The following is a 20,843-nucleotide window of genomic DNA, read 5'->3' as shown; positions in this document are numbered from 1 at the left end:
CGTAATACACAGCATATTTACTATATCAACAACTTCTAAAACCTTTATTATGAAATCAATTACTACTCTTATTATTCTGTTCTTAACTCTTTCTATAAACGCTCAATCGGGCTATGAAAAAGCAATGATTAAAGGATTAGAGCTTATGAAAACAGATTTACTCGCTGCATCGCAACAATTTGAAAGAGTCGCCGCTGCCGAGTCTGATAGATGGGAACCAGCCTATTATGTGGCGCTATGTAATATAAATAGCTCTTGGGGACAAAATCCAAAAGACAAGACTGTGCTTTACATGAAAAAAGCACAAAACTATATTAACGATGCCAAGGCAATTTCTACAAATAATCCAGAATTAATGGTTTTACAAGGGCTTTTAAATACTTGCTGGATTACCTATGATGCAAAAACATTTGGAATGAAATTATCTGCAGAAACAACGGCCTTATATGAGAAAGCTTATAATATAGCGCCGGAAAATCCTAGAGTTGCACTTTCTAGAGCAGAGTGGTTGATGGGTAGTGCAAAATACTTTGGTAAAGACATCACACCTTATTGTAAACTCATTGATAAAGCTATTTTATTATTTAATGAAGAAGTAGTAACTGGCTTTACACCATCATGGGGAAAAGAACGAGCGCTAGAAGTACAAACGACCTGTAATAAATATTAATTGAATTAGCCTTCAAAAAAAGTCCCATATTACTAGTTGTAATATGGGACTTTTTAATATTTGGAAATTTACTTTTATTTCTTTGCTTCCATCTCAAAATCATTCATAAATGCTGTGGTATAATTACCTGCAACATAATCTGGATGATCCATTAGCTGTCTATGAAAAGGAATTGTAGTTTTAATACCTTCAATTACAAACTCATCTAGAGCTCTTTTCATTTTATCAATTGCTTCCTGACGTGTACGTGCAGTAGTAATTAACTTTGCTATCATAGAATCATAATTAGGCGGGATAGAATAACCTGCATAAACATGAGTATCTAGACGCACACCATGACCGCCTGGTGCATGAAGTGTAGTTATTTTACCTGGAGAAGGACGGAAATCGTGATAAGGATCCTCAGCGTTAATACGACATTCTATAGAATGTAATGTAGGCTCATAATTCTTACCTGATATCTTTACACCAGCGGCAACTAAAATTTGTTCTCTTATAAGATCAAAATCTATTACTTGTTCTGTAATAGGGTGCTCTACTTGAATACGAGTATTCATTTCCATAAAGTAGAAATTACGGTGCTTATCCACTAAGAATTCTACCGTACCAGCTCCTTCATATTTAATAAATTCTGCAGCTTTAACGGCAGCTTCTCCCATATCCTTACGTAACTTTTTAGTCATGAATGGAGAAGGTACTTCTTCCGTTAATTTTTGGTGACGACGCTGTACAGAACAGTCACGTTCACTTAAGTGACATGCTTTTCCATAAGAATCACCTACCACCTGAATTTCAATATGACGTGGCTCCTCAATGAGTTTTTCCATGTACATATCATCATTACCAAACGCAGCTTTACTTTCTTGACGAGCACTTTCCCAAGCTGCTAGTAGGTCTTCTTCTTTCCATACAGCACGCATACCTTTACCACCACCACCGGCAGTCGCTTTAAGCATGACAGGATATCCAGTTTCTAAAGCAATTTTTTTACAATCGTCAAAATCTGCAATAATACCATCAGATCCTGGTACACAAGGTACACCAGCAGCTTTCATGGTTTCTTTTGCAGTTGCTTTATCTCCCATTTTTGCAATCATATCTGGACTAGCGCCGATAAATTTGATATCGTGCTCTCCACATATACGAGAGAAATCTGCATTTTCAGAAAGGAATCCATATCCTGGGTGAATAGCATCTGCATTTGTAATTTCTGCAGCACTAATGATATTAGAAACTTTAAGATAAGATAAGTTACTAGGTGGTGGTCCTATACAAACAGCCTCATCTGCAAATTTAACATGGAGACTATCAGCATCAGCAGTAGAATAAACAGCTACAGTCTTGATTCCCATCTCCTTACAGGTTCTAATAACTCTAAGAGCTATTTCACCACGATTTGCTATCAATATTTTTTTAAACATGATACGTTTTTTATGTTAGTGTAAATGTGGTATTTACGCTTTTGCGAAAGCGTATCCACAAAAAATCCTTCTTTTTAATTAAGAAGGATCTACTAAAAATAATGGTTGGTCAAATTCTACCGGAGAAGAATCATCTACTAAAACTTTTACGATAGTACCAGAAACTTCACTTTCAATTTCATTGAAAAGTTTCATAGCCTCAATGATACAAAGTGTATCACCTTCTTTAATACTATCTCCTACTTCACAGAAAAGTGGTTTATCTGGAGAAGGTTTTCTATAGAAAGTACCAATAATAGGTGATTTTACAGTAACATATTTACTGTTATCATCTGCTGCTGGTGCTGGTGCAGCCTCTGTTGCTGGTGCTGCAGCTGGAGCCGCTGCAGGAGCTGCTTGTGGCATAGGTGCTGCTTGCATAGGCATTGCTTGTTGTACATAAGTCACTTCATTAGAGTCTGATCCAGTTCTAATTGTGATTTTAACGTCATCCATTTCTAGCTTTACCTCGCTAGCTCCAGATTTTGCTACAAACTTGATTAAGTTTTGAATTTCTTTTATATCCATAATTTAAGTGGTTATGATTAGCTATTATAAGCCCATGTTAATAAAATAGAGCCCCAAGTGAATCCACCGCCAAATGCGGCAAACACCAACTTGTCACCCTTTTTTAATTGAGATTCATATTCGTTTAATAGTAATGGTAATGTAGCACTAGTGGTGTTTCCATAGCGATCTATATTCATCATTACTTTTTCATCTGGTAAGTTGACTCTTTTAGCGGTAGCGTCTATAATACGCTTATTTGCTTGATGAGGTACTAACCAATCCACATCTTCATTAGTAAGATTGTTACGTTTAACAATTTTCTCTGCGACGTCTGCCATATTAGAGACTGCATATTTGAAAACGTTTTTTCCATCTTGAAATACAACGTGCTGGTTGTTATCTATAGTGTCATGACTTGCTGGCATCAAAGAACCTCCAGCTTCAATTTTCAAGAAGTTTCTACCTACGCCATCACTTCTTAATATTTCGTCTTCATATCCTACCTTTTGATCTTCAGTAGCTTCAAATAGAGCAGCTCCAGCGCCATCACCAAAAATGATGCATGTCGTACGATCTTTATAATCAATAATACTAGACATTTTATCTGCGCCTATAAGGAGTACTTTTTTATAGCGACCAGATTCAATATAACTGCTTGCAGTGCTCATTCCATAAAGGAAACTAGAACATGCAGCTTGTAAATCATAAGAAAATGCATTAACCGCACCTATCTCACTTGCTACATAAGCAGCCGTTGATGCTACGGGCATGTCTGGTGTCACAGTTCCTACTATGACTAAGTCTATAGATAAAGGATCTAAATCTTTTTTCTTGATAAGGTCTAGCGCCGCTTGAATAGCAAGGTACGAGGTTCCCTTATCCTTATCTTTTAAAATCCTGCGTTCTTTGATACCAGTACGAGTAGTGATCCACTCATCATTTGTATCAACCATAGTCGCTAGGATAGCGTTAGTAAGCTTGTAGTCTGGCACATAGCCGCCTACTGCAGTAATCGCCGCTTTGATGTTACTCATACAGGTGATTCTAGTAATTATTAGAGCCGTGAAAGCTACTGAAAAACTTGCAGAAATAAATAAAAATGACACGTTTTTAATTAAAACGTGTCATTTTTTATGAATTTGTAAAGAAAAGCTTTGTTTTCTACTGATTTGATAAATCAGCAAACTATGCTTCTACTTCTTCTGTTTTGTCGATTAATACATTACCGCGGTAATATAATTTACCTTCATGCCAGTGTGCTCTGTGGTAAAGGTGTGCTTCACCAGTTGTGCTATCTGTTGCAATTTGTGGAACACTAGCTTTGTAGTGAGTTCTTCTTTTATCTCTTCTTGTTTTGGAGATTTTTCTCTTAGGATGCGCCATGGCTATTTATTATTATCCGTTTGTATTTTTTTTAATGCGTCCCATCTGGGATCAGTACTTTCTTTATTGTCTTCTATAATATCAAGGTCTTTCGGCTGCAGCTCTTCCAATTTATCGAGCAAATCTGAATCTAATGATCCGTCTTCTACTCCTGGATGAACTCTTTTCAATGGAATACCTAGCACCAACATTTCATACACAAATTGACTTATGTTTAATTCATAAGCGCCATGTGGTAAAATGAGTAGCTCTTCATTATCATCATTATATTCTGGACCGAATTTAATAATGACATCCATTTCTGTTTCAATGTCCAAGTCAAATGGCTCATTAGTAACATCACAATTGACATTAATTGAACCTGAAGCTTCTAGATGCAATTCCATTATAGTGGATTTTTTATCTAATGTGGCTTCAACATTTAACTGAGAACTATTGAAGTCCTCAAAACCAAAATTTTCAAAAAACGTATTATCAACCTCATATAGAAACTGATGTTTCCCCTGCTTTAAACCAACAAAGGAAATATTAAAATCTTTGAGTTCCATAATCTTCCTCGTTAAACGAGCGGGCAAAGATAATAAAAGTTATTAAAAATACATTGTTAATATTATCTACGTTTCTTAGAAATATTTTTTAACGGGTTTGCAGATAGCTCATCATACATCTTTCTGTGCTTAAAAACAGTGACCGCAGTATGTATAGCCGCCATAAATGAAGATGGATTTGCACTTCCCTTTCCTGCAATATCAAATCCAGTTCCATGATCTGGACTAGTTCTTACATGACTTAATCCTGCAGTATAATTGACACCAGAACCAAATGTAATCGTTTTAAACGGCACTAATCCTTGATCATGATAAGATGCTAAAACAGCATCAAATTGCAAATGTTTTTTATTTCCAAAAAAACTATCTGCTGGATATGGTCCGAATATTAACGTACCATCTTTTCTCAATTCTTCTAGAACAGGAATTAATGATTCTTGGTCATCTGTGCCTATAACGCCATTATCTCCTACATGAGGATTAATACCTAGTACAGCAATTTTAGGCTTAACGATTCCAAAATCTTTCTTCAACGACTCTTTAATGGTGCCTATTTTTGTTTTGATAAGTTTTTCTGTAATTTGACTAGGAACCTCTTTTAAAGGTATGTGATCTGTAAGTAATCCTACTCTTAGATCTTCAGAAACCATAAACATTAAACTTTCCCCATCTAACTCTTGATTAAGATAGTCGGTATGACCTGGGAATTTAAACTCTTCTGATTGTATAGACTCTTTATGAATAGGAGCCGTCACTAAAACATCGATTTGATTTAATTTTAAAGCCTCTGTTGCCGCCTTTAAACTACGTACTGCTAGTTCACCAGCAATAGGATCAACTGTTCCCCAATTTACCCTAAATGGCTCTTTAATTAATCGTACTACATTTACCTTACCATCCACAACATCATCCAGCGAGGTGATGCCATGAATTTTAATATTAAGTTTTAAAGTTTTAATATAATAAGATAAAAGTTTTGTACTTGCAAAAATCACTGGAGTGTATAGCTCCAACATCTGATTATTCTCAAATGCTTTTAAAATAATCTCTCCACCTATTCCATTAGGATCACCTAATGAGATTCCTACTCTAATGTTTTGCTTTTTGTTCATGCGGTGCTTTGTTTTTCGCCGTATTTTTGAGAAGATAAAAGTAACGGTTTTTCATCACTTATGTTTACAGGAATAATAGAGTCTGCTGCAAGAGTTATTCAACTCAAAAAAGAAAATACAAATTTACACTTAACACTAGAGAGTAATATCACTAGCGAGTTAAAAATAGATCAAAGCGTTGCACACAATGGTGTCTGTTTAACGGTAGTTGCCATTGACGGTAATCAATATGTTGTTACCGCAATTGAAGAGACCTTACAGAAAACAAATATCGGTGCACTTAATATAGGTGATATTGTAAATATAGAACGAGCTATGAAAATGAACGCTAGGCTAGATGGTCATATCGTTCAAGGTCATGTTGATCAAACAGCAGTTTGTAAAGACATTATTAATAAAGACGGCTCATGGATATTTACTTTTGAGTACGAAAAGGACTTACATAACGTAACTATTGAAAAAGGTAGCATCTGTATAAATGGTGTCAGCCTTACTGTGGTTAACTCTAAAATTAATGAATTCTCTGTAGCTATAATACCCTATACGTATGAGCACACAGGTTTTAAAACATTAAAAAAGAATAACGTCGTCAATTTAGAATTTGACGTTATCGGTAAATATGTAAAAAGATTAATGGGTTTATAATGCTCTACGGCGACTTTTATAAACAGTAATAGCGCCTATAATAACAGCACTTGCTATTAACAACCATATATTTCCATCCAATGGAACGTCTCCTACAGGTGGCGGTATACCCATCTTTGGAACAGGTGGTGTTGCTTGCTGTACTAACACTGTTAGGGAAAGTGAAAGAATATTGCTCATAGTTGTTTTAACGAATGCGAAAGTAAAACTTTAATTGAATTAGCGCAAAAAAGTAATGTGAACTTGATGTAAAGTTTAAAAACAACGCTTTTCGTCGATGAAATACGGATTTTAGACTTGAAAAGAGCCTGAAATTTATCTCATATTCATTTAAAAAGGTTCGCATTTTATTCTATAACGATTCTATTAAACATTTTATTACAGAGGTAAAATCACTCGTATAAAATAAAAAACCTCAGATTTGAATCTGAGGTTTTTAAACTTGTGGGCCCACCTGGGCTCGAACCAGGGACTTTCTGATTATGAGTCAGATACTCTAACCAACTGAGTTATAGGCCCGACAACTATTTTTATGGAATAGTATGTCCTAAAAAGTCTGCAAATTTAAACTATAATTCTTGTTGTACAAACTATTCTTCAATTTCCTGACATAACTCTACTAATACACCATTGGCAGATTTGGGATGAATAAATGCAACCCATTTATTATCAGCACCTTTCTTAGGCTCGTGATTCAAAATTTTAAACCCTTCTTTTTCTAATCTTTTTAATTCTGCTTTAATATCTTTAACGTTAAAAGCAACGTGATGTATACCTTCACCTCTTTTTTCTATATATTTTGCAATAGCGCTATCTTCATGAGTAGCAGCTAATAACTCAATTTTATTCTTTCCAGATTTAAAAAATGATGTCATTACATGCTCACTTTCTACAGCCTCACTTTTGTATGGTTTCCTTCCTAAAAGTTTCTCATAGGTTTGATTTGCTTTTTCTAAATCTTTAACAGCAATTCCTAAATGCTCAATTTTTCCTAACATAACTCTTTAATTTATTTTTCAAAAATATCACAAAAGCATTTGCTTACCTTTGTCGCATGGAAGAAAGTAATAGACAGAAAAAGATTAGTGGTATTCTTCAAGAGGACATATCTTCTGTAATACAGGATTTTTTAAGAAAGAACACCGTTAAAAACTTACTAGTATCTGTAACTAAGGTTACGGTAACACCCGATCTGGGATATGCAAAAGCGTACCTGTCCGTCTTTCCTGCAGATAAGGCTGCAGCCGTTGTTCAAGAAATTGTAGAAATAGGACCAGAATTGAGACATCAAGTAGCTGCAAAGGTACGTCACCAGTTACGCCGCATGCCTGAATTACAGTTCTTTAATGATGACTCTCTTGAGTATATGGATCAAATAGATAGAGAGCTTAAAGGTCTTAACAATCCTATTGAAAATCCAAATATATTGCCGCGCAGAAAAAAATCTTAGTGAACTTTTCTTATTACATCGCAAAGCGATATCTGGTATCTAAAAATGGTAAAAACGCCATTAACATTATCAACATACTTAGTTTTATAATAACTATTGTTGGGACAGCTGCCTTATTCATTGTGCTTTCTGGATTCTCAGGATTAAAAAGTTTTAGTACAGAGTTTAGTAGTTATTTTGATCCAGACCTTAAGGTTACTCCTTTAAATGGTAAAGTTATAGAGATTCCGCTTTCGCGAAAGCGAGAACTAGAAAACATATCGGGTATCACATTGCTAAGTGCTACCATTGAGGAAAAAGCTTTTTTACATTATGATGGTAAAAACGACATCGCTTACATCAAAGGTGTCGACAGTAATTATGACCAAATCATAAAAACAGACACGATATTACTAGAAGGTAGTTGGCTAGGCAACAGTGATTTACAAATTGTCGCTGGTGCAGCAATATCTGATGAGCTTTCTTTACAAGTAGATAATTATGGTAGGTTTTTACAAATCATGGTGCCTAAACCTGGAAAAAATGCGATTAACGCTTTAAATTATAGGGATTCTTTTAGTCAGATTGATGTTGTCGCTACGGGAGTTTTTAGTATTAATGAAAATCTAGACAGTAAATATATTTTTACAACCATTGCAGCTGCCAGAAAATTATTGAATTATAATGGTGACCAGGCAAGTAGCTTAGAGATTAAAATTTCACCTGATGTTGACGAAGATCAAATAAGAGAAGAAATAGAAGCATTATTTGATGTCCCTATAGTTATTAAAAATAGACTTCAAATGAATGATGGTTTATACAAAATGCTTAATTCAGAGAACCTTGCTGTTTATCTGATCTTTACTTTAGTACTAATCATCGCGCTATTTAATGTTTTAGGGTCCATAATCATGATGATTCTGGATAAAAAACAAAACTTAAAAACCTTATTAGATTTAGGCGCTAGTGTGAAATCTTTACGTAAAATATTTTTTATTCAAGGTAGTTTAATGACGATAAGTGGTGGATTAATAGGTCTCTTTATAGGTGTTGCCTTTGTTTACCTACAGATAGAATATAGTCTTCTTTATATAGCTCCAGGACTTCCTTATCCTTTTGAAATGGTCTTAACTAATGTTGCTGTTGCCATAGGGACAACATCCATATTAGGTATTATAGCAAGTTATATCGCATCTAGACGAATCAATGAAGCGTTGCTTTCTCAAGCAAAATTATAATCCAATAGGCCTAGTAATTAAAAGAATGAGACTGATTGAAGGTTTTTCTGTCAGAAAAAATCTATATTTAGCATTAATCACTAAATCTCTTCAATGAAAAATTTAAAACTAGTCTTATTACCATTACTTTTTATGTTTAGTGTTGCTATAGCTGCGTCAGGAAATGAAAACACCACAGTTAATACGCCACAATCTAAGAACATCGATAAGAAAAAAGTACTTCATCGCATGAATTGTCATGATTCAAATTGTTCAAACTCTGCACATATAAGACGTCCTGATCAAATTCAATAAAAACGTATATCTATTATGTGTTTCAAATAAAAAGGGTTCTATTTAAATAGAACCCTTTTTATTTAATTAATTCTTATCTATAATCAAATCTATGGTTGCCAAACTTATCGAGTACTTCATTAAAGGTGTCAAAAACACCTTTAGAGTCATCACTGGTAACCATTTTCATTCGGTATTCTTTAAAATTAGGAATTCCTTTAAAATAGTTAGTATAATGACGTCTGGTTTCAAAGACACCTAAAGTTTCTCCTTTCCAAGCTATAGACATTTCTAAATGACGTCTTGCGACCTCTACACGCTCTTGCATAGTTGGTTTTGCCATATGCTCTCCAGTCTCAAAAAAGTGCTTTACTTCTCTAAAAAACCATGGATAACCTATGCTGGCACGACCTATCATAGCACCATCCAGTCCATAATCGTCACGCATTTCTAAAGCACGTTCTGGAGTATTTACATCTCCATTACCAAAAACTGGAATGTGCATGCGAGGATTATTCTTTACAGCTGCAATAGGTTTCCAGTCTGCATTTCCTTTATACATTTGGGCACGTGTGCGGCCATGAATAGATATTGCTTTAATACCTACATCTTGTAAACGCTCTGCAACCTCAACAATTTTTATAGAGTCGTCGTCCCAGCCTAGTCTAGTCTTTACCGTAATAGGTAAATCCGTATGTTTTACCATGGCAGCTGTAAGAGATACCATAAGATCTATATCTTTTAATATCCCAGCTCCAGCACCACGAGAAACTACTTTTTTCACTGGACAACCGAAGTTGATATCTATAATATCTGGTTTAGTACGTTCTACGATTTCTACAGACTGTAACATCGAGTCTAGGTTTGCACCAAAAATCTGGATTCCTACAGGACGCTCTGCCTCATAGATATCTAGTTTCATGGTGCTTTTTGCGGCATCACGTATCAATCCTTCACTAGATATGAATTCTGTGTAGACCACGTCTGCTCCATTTTCTTTACAAAGTGCGCGGAAAGGTGGATCACTTACATCTTCCATAGGTGCAAGTAGTAGTGGGAAATCGGGTAATTGTATATCTCCTATTTTAGGCATGTTGCAAAAATAAGGTATAATCTAATTTGAATTGAAGAGAATTAATGCGTTTTATAACCCTTTAGTTTTTTTACCAGTACGTTCTAATTCTTCTGAAGCTTCTGGCTCTCGATTATCTAATCTAAAGTTTCCAAATTTATAAGTAAATCCTATAGTAAATAATTGAGTTTCTGGAATGGTTAACACGCGATTATCTTGATTTGCATACCGACTTACAAAAGGCTGGTTTTGTGAAAGAAATATATCACTATACTTTGCAGTTAATATAGCTCTATCATTCCATAATCTTTTTGAAAAGCCTATACTACTGGCTAGCATATTCTCATATTTGTATGAACCGAAAAGAATGCTAGTAATATAATCTGCTTCTATCAACATATTTAATGTGCCATCCTTAGAAAGCTCAAATAAATTCTGTGTTTGAATAAAAAATCCTGTAGTATTTAATCTTTGGTTCTCACTAATTGATTGTATGGCTTTAAATTCATTTTCCATATAAAAAGCACTTACACTTGTTAAAGAAGTCCACTTTTCAGTAGGATATTTTATAAGTGTTGCATCAACACTATATTGAAATTCATAATTCAGATTAGCGCTTTGTGTGGTCAACACGTTTGTATTATTATTTTGAAAAGGTAAATTATCTAAAATACCTTTAGTATAAATGTAGTAAGCATCTACAAATAACTCATAGTCGTATGTCCACCCTAGTGTTACTTTATTAGTAAAGGCTGGTTGTAAATTAGGGTTACCAGACTCTATATTATTATCATTTATAAAATTATTAAATGGATTTAAATCACCATACCTAGGTCTTTCAATAGAGCGTTTGTAACTTAACGATAAATCATTCTTTTCATTAAGATTATGAGTAACCGATATATTAGGAAAAAAGCCGAGGTAATTTTGAGAATTAACTAAGCCTAAAGTTTCACTATCTCCCACGACATCTGTTTGTTCTAATCTTAATCCTCCGGTAAAAGACCATTTAGTCCATTCTCTTTCTAATTGCGCATATGCTGCATAAATATGCTCATCATAAGAATAGTTGTCTGATAGTGACGGGTCTATACTACTACCCATATTGGTATCAAAAAAATCTTGTTTACTCTGAGATGAAATATCAGAATATTTTAATCCAGCAGATAGTGAATAAGCACCGATCTGATTAAGGTAATCTGCTTTTGCAGTAAATATATTTATATCTTGAAAACCTACGGTATTGAAACTGTTTGTACTAGATGTAGTTTGCGTGTCATCAAAAAATGTGCTGAAAAAGTCTTGCCCATTGTCTACTTCAGTAAAAAAGTAACTTCCTTCCACACTTAATGTACCGCCATTATCATTCATAATGTTAATCCATCCTAAGTTAAGAGAACCGATAGTGGCATCGCGTCCCGTACTAGAATCCGTATTAAAACCACTAAACATAGTTCCTCCTTGTGGTAAGATTAAGGTGTTCACATCCGTATCTACCTCTCTACCATTGTCTAATCCTAGATAACCTAAAATAGATAAGCTGTTTTTCTCATTAATATTGATATCTATAATGGTATTGAATGCATGTGACTGACTGCGTGAGACACTATTTAAATCAGTAAACCAGCGAGAGCTTCTTGTTCCATCATTATTAAAAAAACCTACTTGAGATTCTTCGAGAGTCAAGTCTTTACGTGGATTAAAATTATAATTTGCGTACACGTTAAGCCAGTTATTTTTATAATACTGACTGGTACCGATATTATATTTTGCAAAAGTGTCAATTTCATACTTGCCCGTTAACGAGCCCTTATAGCCTAATGAGACGTTCTTACTAGTAACGATATTAATTACTGCGCCACCTTCTGCATCATATAGAGCAGGTGGATTATGAATAACTTCAACACTTTTTACGTTCTCACCGCTATATCCACTTAATAATTGTTCTAATTCTTCATTACTTAAATAGACACGTTTGTTATTAATGTACACTTGGGCTACACTACCTTTTACAGTATAAGTACCATTCATTTCAAACACTCCTGGTGTAGATTGTAAAATCTGTGATGCATTTCCTGTGCTTAAGGTTGTGTTTTCAACATTAAAAATAAGACGATCAGACTTGCGCTCTATAGTTGGTTTCTCTGCGATGATTGTTACAGCGTCTAGTTGCGCAGCATCTGTTTCTAAGGTGAGATTGTTAAGAGCAGTGTTTTTTTGTAGAGTCAGCTTTCGCGAAAGCGTAACATAACCCACAAAAGAGGCATTGAAATTATAATCGCCGTTAATTACATTAGGGAAAGAAAAGTTTCCTGTCTCATCAGTTGAAGTACCGTATTTAAAAGTTCCCTCTTCTACATCGAGAAGCACCACATTTGCAAAAGCAATGGGAGCACCGTCAGAATCGATAAGGTTACCTGTAAGATTAATTTGAGCAAACGTACTTAAAGAAGTGAATAGTAATAAAATGGATATCAGTTTCATGCAATAAATAAAAGAGCCTCTAAAATAGGAAAGCTCCTTAAAAAATTGGGCAAGGAATTAGATTATATTTGCAGCAGTATTTAACGGACTATGAAGAACATACGCAATTTTTGTATCATCGCACACATTGACCACGGTAAAAGCACACTGGCAGACAGACTGTTAGATGCTACCCATACGGTTACAAAACGTGAATCGCAAGCACAATTACTAGACAATATGGATCTAGAACGTGAGCGCGGTATAACGATAAAATCGCATGCGATTCAAATGGATTATACTGCACCTGATGGTGAGCAATACATTCTTAACCTGATAGATACACCAGGTCACGTAGATTTCTCTTATGAGGTTTCACGATCAATTGCAGCTTGTGAAGGCGCTCTTTTAATTGTTGATGCTGCGCAAAGTATCCAAGCACAAACAATCTCTAACCTTTATCTAGCACTAGAAAATGATTTAGAAATCATACCTGTACTTAATAAAGTAGATTTACCTAGTGCAAACGTAGAAGAGGTAACAGATGATATCGTTGATTTATTAGGATGTGATCCTAGTGAAGTAATACCTGCTAGTGCAAAAACAGGTCTAGGGATTCAAGATATTCTAGACGCAATTATAGAACGTGTTCCCGCACCTACTGGTAATGTTGATGAGCCGTTACAGGCTTTAGTTTTTGACTCACAATACAACCAGTTCCGTGGTGTAGAGACTATTTTTAGGGTTATTAATGGAACTATAAAAAAAGGACAACACATCAAATTTGTCGCTACTGGCGAGAGTTATTATGCTGATGAAATAGGTACTTTGAAATTGAATCAAGTTCCTAAAAAAGAAATAAAAGCTGGTGATGTAGGTTACTTAATTACCGGTATTAAAGAGGCTAAAGAAGTAAAGGTAGGTGATACTATAACAGATCATTCAAACCCTACTACAAATCCGATTGAAGGTTTTGAAGACGTTAAGCCTATGGTTTTTGCCGGTATTTATCCAGTAGATACTGACGACTATGAAGACTTACGTTCTAGTATGGAAAAACTACAGTTAAACGACGCATCTTTGGTGTTTGCAGCAGAAAGTAGTGCTGCACTTGGTTTTGGATTCCGTTGTGGGTTTTTAGGTATGTTACACTTAGAAATCATTCAAGAACGTCTAGAACGAGAGTTCAATATGACTGTTATCACAACTGTGCCTAACGTTTCTTATTATGCTTATACTAATAAAGAACCTGATGCTCGCATCATCGTTAATAACCCAAGTGATTTACCAGAACCTTCTACTTTAAATAGAGTTGAAGAACCATATATTAAAGCAACAATTATTACAAAATCAGATTTTGTAGGTAATGTGATGTCTTTATGTATTGAAAAACGTGGTATAGTTACTAATCAAACATACTTAACTACAGAGCGTGTTGAACTTACCTTTGACATGCCACTGGCCGAGATTGTTTTTGATTTCTATGATCGTTTAAAAACCGTTTCTAAAGGTTATGCATCATTTGACTATGCGCCTATAGGAATGCGTGTTTCTAAACTTGTAAGATTAGATGTTCTTTTAAATGCACAACCTGTAGATGCTTTAAGTGCCTTAATACATGCTGACAATGCTTATACCATAGGTAAAAAGATGGTAGAAAAGCTGCGTGAACTCATCCCTAGACAACAATTTGATATACCTGTTCAAGCTGCTGTAGGAGCAAAAATTATTGCTCGTGAAACTATTAAAGCCCTACGTAAAGACGTTACGGCAAAATGTTATGGTGGTGATATCTCTCGTAAACGTAAGCTTCTAGAGAAACAAAAGAAAGGTAAAAAACGTATGCGCCAGGTAGGTAATGTAGAGATACCTCAACAGGCATTTATGGCAGTGTTGAAATTGAATGATTAATTAAGAGCGTATTACAAATTCCGCATTTCGAGAGTACTTCGTCAAGCTCAGTGACCACCTCAATGCTCGCTGTAAACTCAAAAGCGAGGTCTAAGGTTCTCGAAGACCGATTTCTAAATATACTAAATACAAAAAACCGCATCTCTCGATGCGGTTTTTTTTGGTATAAACTAAATTGATTCTACTTAGAATTTCATCTTCACAAACTGTTTAGAATTCCATTCTCCTGTGGCGACGATTACTTCACCTTTTTCATTTAAATATGCTTTCTCAAAGGCTAGATTGTTATCATAATTCTTTTCAATAGCCTCATATTCTAAACCATTGGCTCCAAGTTTAAAAACATAGGCTTGGGATTTGATGTTTTTCAACAAAGCTCCTATTCCTTTTTTATCTCTTATTTTTTGACTGGCGCTATCTAAGTAATTAGCTGTGAAATTATTCTTATCAATCTCACTGAAATTTCCACTATTTAATAAAACATATAATTCATTGTTTTTCTCAAATGAAAACACACCAGAAGTGAATCTTGAACCAGCACCTTTTATTTTTTGGATCACCTCATTTTTCATTTTTCTATCTAGGTAATAAAAATTAGATTTATTATTAGTTATTTCACCTATTAAAACATCTCCATGGCCTTCATATTTTAGATTGTCATAAATTGCATCATTAAAAAAGTTTCCTGAGTAAATATGCTCTGCAACAAATTTGATTGAACCTGAATCATCTTTTGTTATAGTTTTTATAACATTAACGAAGAATTCTCCAGTGCTTTTTTCAATTTCATATTCTTTTGTATCAATCACTTCTTTAGTAGAAAAAGAAATCTTATCCACTTGGATAAACGATTTATCTAACAAGCCTTCTTCAAATGAAAACTCTTGAGTGATTGAAACTGCATACAAGTTTTCTTTATCAGTAATATAATTTGAACTAATAATAGCCCTTGAATCACTACCTAAATAAAGAGTCTTAGAAGCCTCATTACTATTAGGAGGTAAAAAATTAAATTTAATCTCACGAGGTAGATTTTTTTTCAAATTTCTGCTTTTTCTTGATGATTTTCCTTTAATTTCTTTTATGAAATGCGGAATAGACTGCATAATAACAGTTTTATCGTCTAAAATGGAAGATGTCTGATAGAATGTAAAACCCTCATAAAACTCAGGCGGTAAGTCGCTAGTTATTGTTTTAACTTCCAATTCATTCCATTCCTTATCTCCGATTACAAAATTTCGTTTATCCTTTAACGGCTTTCTACCTTTTGCTGTACGATAAGATTTCAAATAGTATTCTTTATTTGGAGAAAATATTGTTGCGTTAGGATTAATAATGGCATTTAACGACTTAAAAACCTTATATTTTGGAATATTGAATTCGTTTTTACTAACATCAAAAGAGGCCGTTACAAAAGTCTTCTCTGTATCTACTAAAGCCTCCAATTTATTACTATTAAATCTAATGTCACTAATAACATTTTCTTTTCTTTTAGCCTTTAAAGCATCAGCTTTCATAACATTTATGTTCTCATCAAGCTTTACCATAAACTGAACTCCACCTTCAAAATTATTCATTAAAATAATGGTATTACCTTGATCATCTTCAGTACCGTAGACTATTTGATTTGTGGACTTTTTCACCTCTACAGGTTTACTCACAATAAGCTCTGGTGCAATTTGTGAAAATGCCATTAATGAACATAATGACATCGTTAAAATGGTTATTGTTTTTATCATTTTTAAAATGGTTTAAATGAGATACCTATTTCTATGGTATCAAGGTTAGCGTTATTAAAGAAAAGTTTGCGATAGCCTACAAACACGTTTGTACTATTAAATGAATATCCTATAGTAGGATTTGCAAATCCAGCGATTGTAAAAAACCCTTCTGGTCCATTATAACTTATTCCTCCATTTACTTGAGCGTAAACAAATTCTAAAAAATAATATTTATAAGATGCTCCAAAATCTGCAAGTGGCAACTCTGCTCCACCAGCATCTTCAGATTGAAGAACGATATAATTAAGGCCAGCATAACCACCTAAATAACTATCTTCTGAGAGTTCCCACATAGGGTTTACAAAGATTCCAAAGTTGTACTGAGAAACATCAGTATCTAATGGGTAGCCTACATGTAAACCTATGGAAGTTTCATTTTCCTGCCCATAACAAAGAGCACTCAAAAACAACAGCCCAATGATTGTAAGTTTTTTCATTGTTAAAATTTTGGCAAAAGATAAGCTACAAGTTTTAAAGTTTTAAAGAAAAAATATTTTCAAAAATTTTAATGCCCGCTGTATTCTCAGATGCGAGGTCTGAGGCACTCAAAGACCGGATTTTAAAAAGAATATTTCAGTACATCGTACTCTCTATAGCCGCATTTCGAGAACCTCAATGCTCGTTTTATCCTCAAAAGCGAGGTCTGAGGTTCTCGAAGACCGGTTATTTATAAATAAGTCACTTTCTTAATCACTTACCTGTTAATTAGTTATCTTTAAAAATGACTTTTAAAGTAGGTTATACTTATATTCTAGAATGTAGCGATGGTTCTTACTATACTGGTAGTACGGTAGATATTGAATTAAGAGTAAATCAACATCAAGAAGGAAAAGGAGCTAACCACACCAAGAAACGTTTGCCTGTGGACTTGATCTATTTTGAAGAATACCATCGTGTTGATTTAGCCTTTTACAGAGAGAAACAAATACAAGGATGGAGCAGAAGAAAAAAAGAAGCTTTAATTGAAGGGAAATTTAACGACTTACCTGAATTAGCTAAAGCATATCGAGATATTGAGGATTATAAAAAGATTAGGTAATTAAAACCGCATTTCGAGTGCCTCAATGCTCGCTGTATTCTCAAATGCGAGGTCTGAAGTAATTGAAAACGAATTTCAAATAGCGAATTCATAACCAGTCATATAAAATCTAAAAAAGGGACAGAATTAATTTTCTGTCCCTTTTTGATGTTTGAAGAATTCTTAGAACTTACTTATAAAAGATTTCCTACATATTGAGTGTTGTAATGTATATTCGCGCTCAAATTAAAAAAATCTATGAAAAAATTATTATCCCTATTCATCGTCTTAAGCGTTTTATTCTCATGTAGCAGTGAAGAAGATTCGCCTACAGATAGTGGACTAACTAACCTACAGATTTCAGTGCAAAGTAAATCGACTACCAGTGTCACCTTGAGCACCACATCTGAAGGTGGCCCTAATTTTACTACTGTAACTAGTTATGCCTTATCAGGTACTGGGAACTATCAACAAACGTCATCTAACACCATTAGCGGATTAGAAAAAGGAACTAAATATGATATGTTCTTTACACGTACGAGAAATGGACAAGACTACACTAGTCCTACCCTATCCGTAACAACACTAGGTTTTACACATACACCAGGGAACCCTTTATTTTCTAGAGATACTGAAGTAAATCATCTTTATGAAGTGATTTATGAGGGCAATACAGAGTTTGGTGATTTTGCTCAACCTTTAAGTGGTTATATCATCATAGAAAATGATAGTGTACCATTATTAAATGTAACTGCTACATCAACTCAAATCGACTTTGAGGTTGGGAAAAACGTAAGAACTATACTTCCCACCACTGCAGATAATTATCAATACAATTACCCATTTGAAATAGGTCTGTTTACTAATGAGGCATATACTAGAATCACAACAGATACACAGACTAATACACTTACACAACCTAGAAGTGTCTTTAGTATTGATAATCACGTACCATATATTGAATCTGGTGTTCTTACTGGATCTATATGCTCAAATTCTGGTAAAAGAGGAATCATACAACCTAGAGGTCGTTTCTGGTTACGTGATCAAGGAACCTCAACAAATAGCGACTACAATAATCAATATAACTACAATGTAAAAATAACTAACATAGTAGACCCTACTATTTCAAGAACATATCTAGCTAGCGATATCTTCCCAATAAATACTTTAACCGGTGATTGTACGATTGAAGGAATGGCTTTAGTAGCTTCGGCAGTTAATGGTAGAAGAGGATTCCATGATGCTAATGTGTTAACCTTAAACTTAAACCGTAATTTCTTTATAGATGGAGATTATACCATCCAGTTTATTGTTGAAGATGATAATACATCATATTTTTCAAATGAATTTATGGTAACTCTAGACTAATTTTTAAGTCTAATTTTTATTAAAAAAAGGGACAGAATATTAATTCTGTCCCTTTTATATTATAATAATGTTCTCCTTTATTCCATGACCACATCACCACTCGCTTGCACTACAATTTTTTTACCTAGATAAACCAGCTTACTATCTTCTTCTACTTCCATATCTAGTGATGTAGATGGTATAATATCTATCTCATTTTTCTTTCTTATAAATAAAGGAATGATGTTTTCATCAGTTTTTGTGATTTCAATCAATCCTTCATAGTGCTCTTGTGATTTAATAGTGATTTCATGTATCTCTCCATAATAACGTGCTACTTCCATCATGTTTACATAATCATCGGTAGATGAAAACAGACCTCTAGTAGGATTTTCATCAGGATTGCTCACTTCAGTAGAGTGAACTAATCGGTATGCGCCATTTTCTCCAAAACGTGCTGTAAAACGCTCTAGTGCATAATCATTAATCTGCGAGTTACCTGTTAGCGCCATTAGAAAACCTATGTTATTAAATTCAATATCATCGGTTATGGCATCACTATAAATATCTGCCGCTACAGCGTCCAATCCTTTTTCTTTTGCAATACGCACATTATTAGTATTAGTATCTACTAGTACAACACTGCGTCCATGTACTTTTAAATAACTAGCTATTAATCTAGAGAACTTTGAAGCTCCTACGATCATAATACCATCAGATTGCTTCAAGAACACACCTACAATTTTTGCAAACAATCTGGCAGTTGTTGCATTTAATAATACGGTACCTAATACAATCATAAATACGAGCGGTGTGATATACTCTGCTCCTTCAACACCTTGTGTAACCAGTTTAGAACCAAATAGTGACGCAATACCTGCCGCTACAATACCGCGAGGCCCGACCCATGATATAAATAGCTTCTCATTAATTTTTAAACCACTATTTATCGAACTAGCAAATACACCTAATGGACGTATGATAAAGGATACTATTGCAAACAATACTGCCGTTTCCCATCTGTAGATAAGGTACAAATCTTCCATATTAATATTTGCTGCAAGAAGTATAAACAGAATCGATATCAATAAAACACTCAACGACTCTTTAAAATAAAGTAGTTCTTTAAGGTTAGGTAAATTAATATTACCCATAACCATACCCATAACAACTACAGCTAGTAAACCAGACTCGTGTGCAAATGAATCACTAAGAACAAACACTCCTAGAACAGCCGCAAGTGTAAATACATTTAATAGATAATGAGGTATCAACTTCTTCTTAATAGAAAATGCCAGTGCATGAGCAAATGAGAATCCAAAAGAGAATCCAAACAACACAATCTTACCAAATTCCTCAAGCGCTACTAATGTAAACTCTCCACCAGCATTTGCGCTTATAAATTCAAATACCAGTACCGCAAATAAAGCACCTATAGGATCAATTAAAATCCCTTCCCATTTTAAAATTGAACTCACATCTTTTTTAAGAGGTATATTTCTTAAGATAGGAGTTATAACGGTAGGTCCGGTAACTATAATTAAGGCTGAGAATAGTAAAGCGATTTCCCAACTAAGTCCAAAAATATAGTGCGCCGCAACACCGGCACCAGCAAATGTAATGATCACCGCAACCGATATTAATTTACCTATCACCGGTCCTGTATTAAGAATCTCTTCTTTCTTTAAAGTAAGTCCACCTTCAAAAAGTATGATACTAATCGCTAGCGATACAAAATAAAAAAGACTCTCGCCGGGAAATAGGCCTTGCTGTCCATTCCATATAGGTTCGATTAATTTAGATGCATCTTCTGTATATAAAGATGCAATAGGACCTACTAATAAACCTATAATTATTAAAGGTAGAATGGCTGGTATTTTAAATCGCCACGCCATCCATTGTGCAAGTATTCCTAGTATTATAATTCCAGCTAGTTCTAGCATATTCTCTATTTTGGCTGAAAATTACGACCTTTTATTA

At 34.4% G+C, this 20,843-nt stretch carries 21 protein-coding genes and 1 tRNA gene; 8 read left to right on the top strand and 14 right to left on the bottom strand.

The annotated features are described in order from the left end of the window. Positions 1 to 49 precede the first annotated feature (49 nt). Complete coding sequence (locus IL45_RS09940) at positions 50 to 670, top strand: hypothetical protein (RefSeq protein WP_036583374.1); 621 nt, start codon at positions 50 to 52, stop codon at positions 668 to 670. A 74-nt stretch (positions 671 to 744) separates the two neighbouring features. Here IL45_RS09940 and accC read toward each other — a convergent pair whose 3' ends face one another. From accC to pdxA, 6 genes are all read right to left on the bottom strand, one after another. Next, entirely contained in the window at positions 745 to 2,091 is a 1,347-nt protein-coding gene (gene accC, locus IL45_RS09935) for an acetyl-CoA carboxylase biotin carboxylase subunit (RefSeq protein ID WP_036583371.1), read from the bottom strand. A 78-nt stretch (positions 2,092 to 2,169) separates the two neighbouring features. Further along, positions 2,170 to 2,658, bottom strand: a complete 489-nt coding sequence (accB, locus tag IL45_RS09930; RefSeq protein ID WP_036583368.1) for an acetyl-CoA carboxylase biotin carboxyl carrier protein — start codon at positions 2,656 to 2,658, stop codon at positions 2,170 to 2,172. A 17-nt stretch (positions 2,659 to 2,675) separates the two neighbouring features. After that, complete coding sequence (locus tag IL45_RS09925; RefSeq protein WP_036583366.1) at positions 2,676 to 3,674, bottom strand: beta-ketoacyl-ACP synthase III; 999 nt, start codon at positions 3,672 to 3,674, stop codon at positions 2,676 to 2,678. 151 nt (positions 3,675 to 3,825) lie between these two features. Then, positions 3,826 to 4,023 carry a 50S ribosomal protein L32 gene (gene rpmF / locus IL45_RS09920; RefSeq protein ID WP_036583364.1) on the bottom strand — a complete coding sequence of 66 codons (198 nt, stop codon included), beginning with the start codon at positions 4,021 to 4,023 and terminating at the stop codon, positions 3,826 to 3,828. Between the two features lie 2 nt (positions 4,024 to 4,025). Further along, positions 4,026 to 4,571: a YceD family protein gene (locus IL45_RS09915; protein ID WP_036583361.1), complete on the bottom strand. Its 546-nt coding sequence runs from the start codon at positions 4,569 to 4,571 to the stop codon at positions 4,026 to 4,028. A 62-nt stretch (positions 4,572 to 4,633) separates the two neighbouring features. Beyond that, positions 4,634 to 5,683, bottom strand: coding sequence for a 4-hydroxythreonine-4-phosphate dehydrogenase PdxA (gene pdxA, locus IL45_RS09910; RefSeq protein WP_036583359.1), 1,050 nt, complete (start codon positions 5,681 to 5,683; stop codon positions 4,634 to 4,636). Between the two features lie 60 nt (positions 5,684 to 5,743). Between pdxA and IL45_RS09905 the strand changes: the two genes are divergently transcribed. Further along, on the top strand, positions 5,744 to 6,328 hold the full coding sequence (locus tag IL45_RS09905; protein ID WP_036583356.1) for a riboflavin synthase: 585 nt from the start codon (positions 5,744 to 5,746) through the stop codon (positions 6,326 to 6,328). Here IL45_RS09905 and IL45_RS09900 read toward each other — a convergent pair. The 3 genes from IL45_RS09900 to mce form a co-directional block, all read right to left on the bottom strand. After that, on the bottom strand, positions 6,323 to 6,508 hold the full coding sequence (locus tag IL45_RS09900) for a hypothetical protein (RefSeq protein ID WP_036583354.1): 186 nt from the start codon (positions 6,506 to 6,508) through the stop codon (positions 6,323 to 6,325). The genes IL45_RS09905 and IL45_RS09900 overlap by 6 nt on opposite strands. A 265-nt stretch (positions 6,509 to 6,773) precedes the next feature. Continuing rightward, positions 6,774 to 6,847, bottom strand: a tRNA-Ile gene (locus tag IL45_RS09895). Between the two features lie 71 nt (positions 6,848 to 6,918). Continuing rightward, complete coding sequence (gene mce / locus IL45_RS09890) at positions 6,919 to 7,326, bottom strand: methylmalonyl-CoA epimerase (protein WP_036583352.1); 408 nt, start codon at positions 7,324 to 7,326, stop codon at positions 6,919 to 6,921. 56 nt (positions 7,327 to 7,382) lie between these two features. Between mce and rbfA the strand changes: the two genes are divergently transcribed. The 3 genes from rbfA (at position 7,383) to IL45_RS09875 (ending at position 9,289) form a co-directional block, all read left to right on the top strand. After that, positions 7,383 to 7,778 (top strand): 30S ribosome-binding factor RbfA, encoded by a 396-nt coding sequence (gene rbfA, locus IL45_RS09885; protein WP_036583349.1) that lies wholly within the window; start codon positions 7,383 to 7,385, stop codon positions 7,776 to 7,778. Then, positions 7,778 to 8,995, top strand: a complete 1,218-nt coding sequence (locus tag IL45_RS09880; RefSeq protein ID WP_036583346.1) for an ABC transporter permease — start codon at positions 7,778 to 7,780, stop codon at positions 8,993 to 8,995. The genes rbfA and IL45_RS09880 overlap by 1 nt, the downstream gene beginning before the upstream one ends. A 93-nt stretch (positions 8,996 to 9,088) precedes the next feature. Then, the gene (locus IL45_RS09875) at positions 9,089 to 9,289 is read left to right on the top strand and encodes a hypothetical protein (RefSeq protein ID WP_036583344.1); all 201 of its coding nucleotides are present in this window, start codon (positions 9,089 to 9,091) and stop codon (positions 9,287 to 9,289) included. Between the two features lie 73 nt (positions 9,290 to 9,362). Here IL45_RS09875 and dusB read toward each other — a convergent pair whose 3' ends face one another. Together dusB and IL45_RS09865 are read right to left on the bottom strand one after the other, a co-directional pair. Further along, the gene (dusB, locus tag IL45_RS09870) at positions 9,363 to 10,361 is read right to left on the bottom strand and encodes a tRNA dihydrouridine synthase DusB (RefSeq protein WP_036583341.1); all 999 of its coding nucleotides are present in this window, start codon (positions 10,359 to 10,361) and stop codon (positions 9,363 to 9,365) included. Between the two features lie 51 nt (positions 10,362 to 10,412). Continuing rightward, positions 10,413 to 12,824 (bottom strand): TonB-dependent receptor domain-containing protein, encoded by a 2,412-nt coding sequence (locus IL45_RS09865; protein ID WP_036583339.1) that lies wholly within the window; start codon positions 12,822 to 12,824, stop codon positions 10,413 to 10,415. Between the two features lie 90 nt (positions 12,825 to 12,914). Between IL45_RS09865 and lepA the strand changes: the two genes are divergently transcribed. After that, positions 12,915 to 14,714, top strand: a complete 1,800-nt coding sequence (gene lepA / locus IL45_RS09860) for a translation elongation factor 4 (RefSeq protein WP_036583336.1) — start codon at positions 12,915 to 12,917, stop codon at positions 14,712 to 14,714. Between the two features lie 185 nt (positions 14,715 to 14,899). On the opposite strand, the gene IL45_RS09855 is transcribed toward lepA, so the two are convergent. Together IL45_RS09855 and IL45_RS09850 are read right to left on the bottom strand one after the other, a co-directional pair. Then, a complete protein-coding gene (locus IL45_RS09855; RefSeq protein ID WP_146128636.1) occupies positions 14,900 to 16,453 on the bottom strand; it encodes a hypothetical protein in 1,554 nt (517 codons plus the stop codon). A 2-nt stretch (positions 16,454 to 16,455) separates the two neighbouring features. Next, entirely contained in the window at positions 16,456 to 16,932 is a 477-nt protein-coding gene (locus IL45_RS09850) for a hypothetical protein (protein ID WP_036583332.1), read from the bottom strand. A 284-nt stretch (positions 16,933 to 17,216) separates the two neighbouring features. On the opposite strand from IL45_RS09850, the gene IL45_RS09845 reads away from it, so the two are divergent. Then, positions 17,217 to 17,534 carry a GIY-YIG nuclease family protein gene (locus IL45_RS09845; protein WP_036583329.1) on the top strand — a complete coding sequence of 106 codons (318 nt, stop codon included), beginning with the start codon at positions 17,217 to 17,219 and terminating at the stop codon, positions 17,532 to 17,534. A gap of 237 nt (positions 17,535 to 17,771) precedes the next feature. Further along, a complete protein-coding gene (locus IL45_RS09840) occupies positions 17,772 to 18,884 on the top strand; it encodes a hypothetical protein (RefSeq protein ID WP_036583327.1) in 1,113 nt (370 codons plus the stop codon). Between the two features lie 77 nt (positions 18,885 to 18,961). On the opposite strand, the gene IL45_RS09835 is transcribed toward IL45_RS09840, so the two are convergent. After that, entirely contained in the window at positions 18,962 to 20,806 is a 1,845-nt protein-coding gene (locus IL45_RS09835; RefSeq protein WP_036583325.1) for a cation:proton antiporter, read from the bottom strand. Positions 20,807 to 20,843 lie beyond the last annotated feature (37 nt).

Source organism: Nonlabens ulvanivorans, from assembly GCF_000732625.1.
GTDB lineage: Bacteria > Bacteroidota > Bacteroidia > Flavobacteriales > Flavobacteriaceae > Nonlabens > Nonlabens ulvanivorans.
Note: the sequence above shows the minus strand (reverse complement) of the source record. Positions and strands in the feature narration are given on the sequence as shown.

Coding starts and splice junctions, on each gene's coding strand:
- IL45_RS09940 (WP_036583374.1), top strand. CDS start 50: ATGAAATCAATTACTACTCTTATTATTCTGTTCTTAACTCTTTCTATA.
- accC (WP_036583371.1), bottom strand. CDS start 2,091: ATGTTTAAAAAAATATTGATAGCAAATCGTGGTGAAATAGCTCTTAGA.
- accB (WP_036583368.1), bottom strand. CDS start 2,658: ATGGATATAAAAGAAATTCAAAACTTAATCAAGTTTGTAGCAAAATCT.
- IL45_RS09925 (WP_036583366.1), bottom strand. CDS start 3,674: ATGAGTAACATCAAAGCGGCGATTACTGCAGTAGGCGGCTATGTGCCA.
- rpmF (WP_036583364.1), bottom strand. CDS start 4,023: ATGGCGCATCCTAAGAGAAAAATCTCCAAAACAAGAAGAGATAAAAGA.
- IL45_RS09915 (WP_036583361.1), bottom strand. CDS start 4,571: ATGGAACTCAAAGATTTTAATATTTCCTTTGTTGGTTTAAAGCAGGGG.
- pdxA (WP_036583359.1), bottom strand. CDS start 5,683: ATGAACAAAAAGCAAAACATTAGAGTAGGAATCTCATTAGGTGATCCT.
- IL45_RS09905 (WP_036583356.1), top strand. CDS start 5,744: ATGTTTACAGGAATAATAGAGTCTGCTGCAAGAGTTATTCAACTCAAA.
- IL45_RS09900 (WP_036583354.1), bottom strand. CDS start 6,508: ATGAGCAATATTCTTTCACTTTCCCTAACAGTGTTAGTACAGCAAGCA.
- mce (WP_036583352.1), bottom strand. CDS start 7,326: ATGTTAGGAAAAATTGAGCATTTAGGAATTGCTGTTAAAGATTTAGAA.
- rbfA (WP_036583349.1), top strand. CDS start 7,383: ATGGAAGAAAGTAATAGACAGAAAAAGATTAGTGGTATTCTTCAAGAG.
- IL45_RS09875 (WP_036583344.1), top strand. CDS start 9,089: ATGAAAAATTTAAAACTAGTCTTATTACCATTACTTTTTATGTTTAGT.
- dusB (WP_036583341.1), bottom strand. CDS start 10,361: ATGCCTAAAATAGGAGATATACAATTACCCGATTTCCCACTACTACTT.
- IL45_RS09865 (WP_036583339.1), bottom strand. CDS start 12,824: ATGAAACTGATATCCATTTTATTACTATTCACTTCTTTAAGTACGTTT.
- lepA (WP_036583336.1), top strand. CDS start 12,915: ATGAAGAACATACGCAATTTTTGTATCATCGCACACATTGACCACGGT.
- IL45_RS09855 (WP_146128636.1), bottom strand. CDS start 16,453: ATGATAAAAACAATAACCATTTTAACGATGTCATTATGTTCATTAATG.
- IL45_RS09850 (WP_036583332.1), bottom strand. CDS start 16,932: ATGAAAAAACTTACAATCATTGGGCTGTTGTTTTTGAGTGCTCTTTGT.
- IL45_RS09845 (WP_036583329.1), top strand. CDS start 17,217: ATGACTTTTAAAGTAGGTTATACTTATATTCTAGAATGTAGCGATGGT.
- IL45_RS09840 (WP_036583327.1), top strand. CDS start 17,772: ATGAAAAAATTATTATCCCTATTCATCGTCTTAAGCGTTTTATTCTCA.
- IL45_RS09835 (WP_036583325.1), bottom strand. CDS start 20,806: ATGCTAGAACTAGCTGGAATTATAATACTAGGAATACTTGCACAATGG.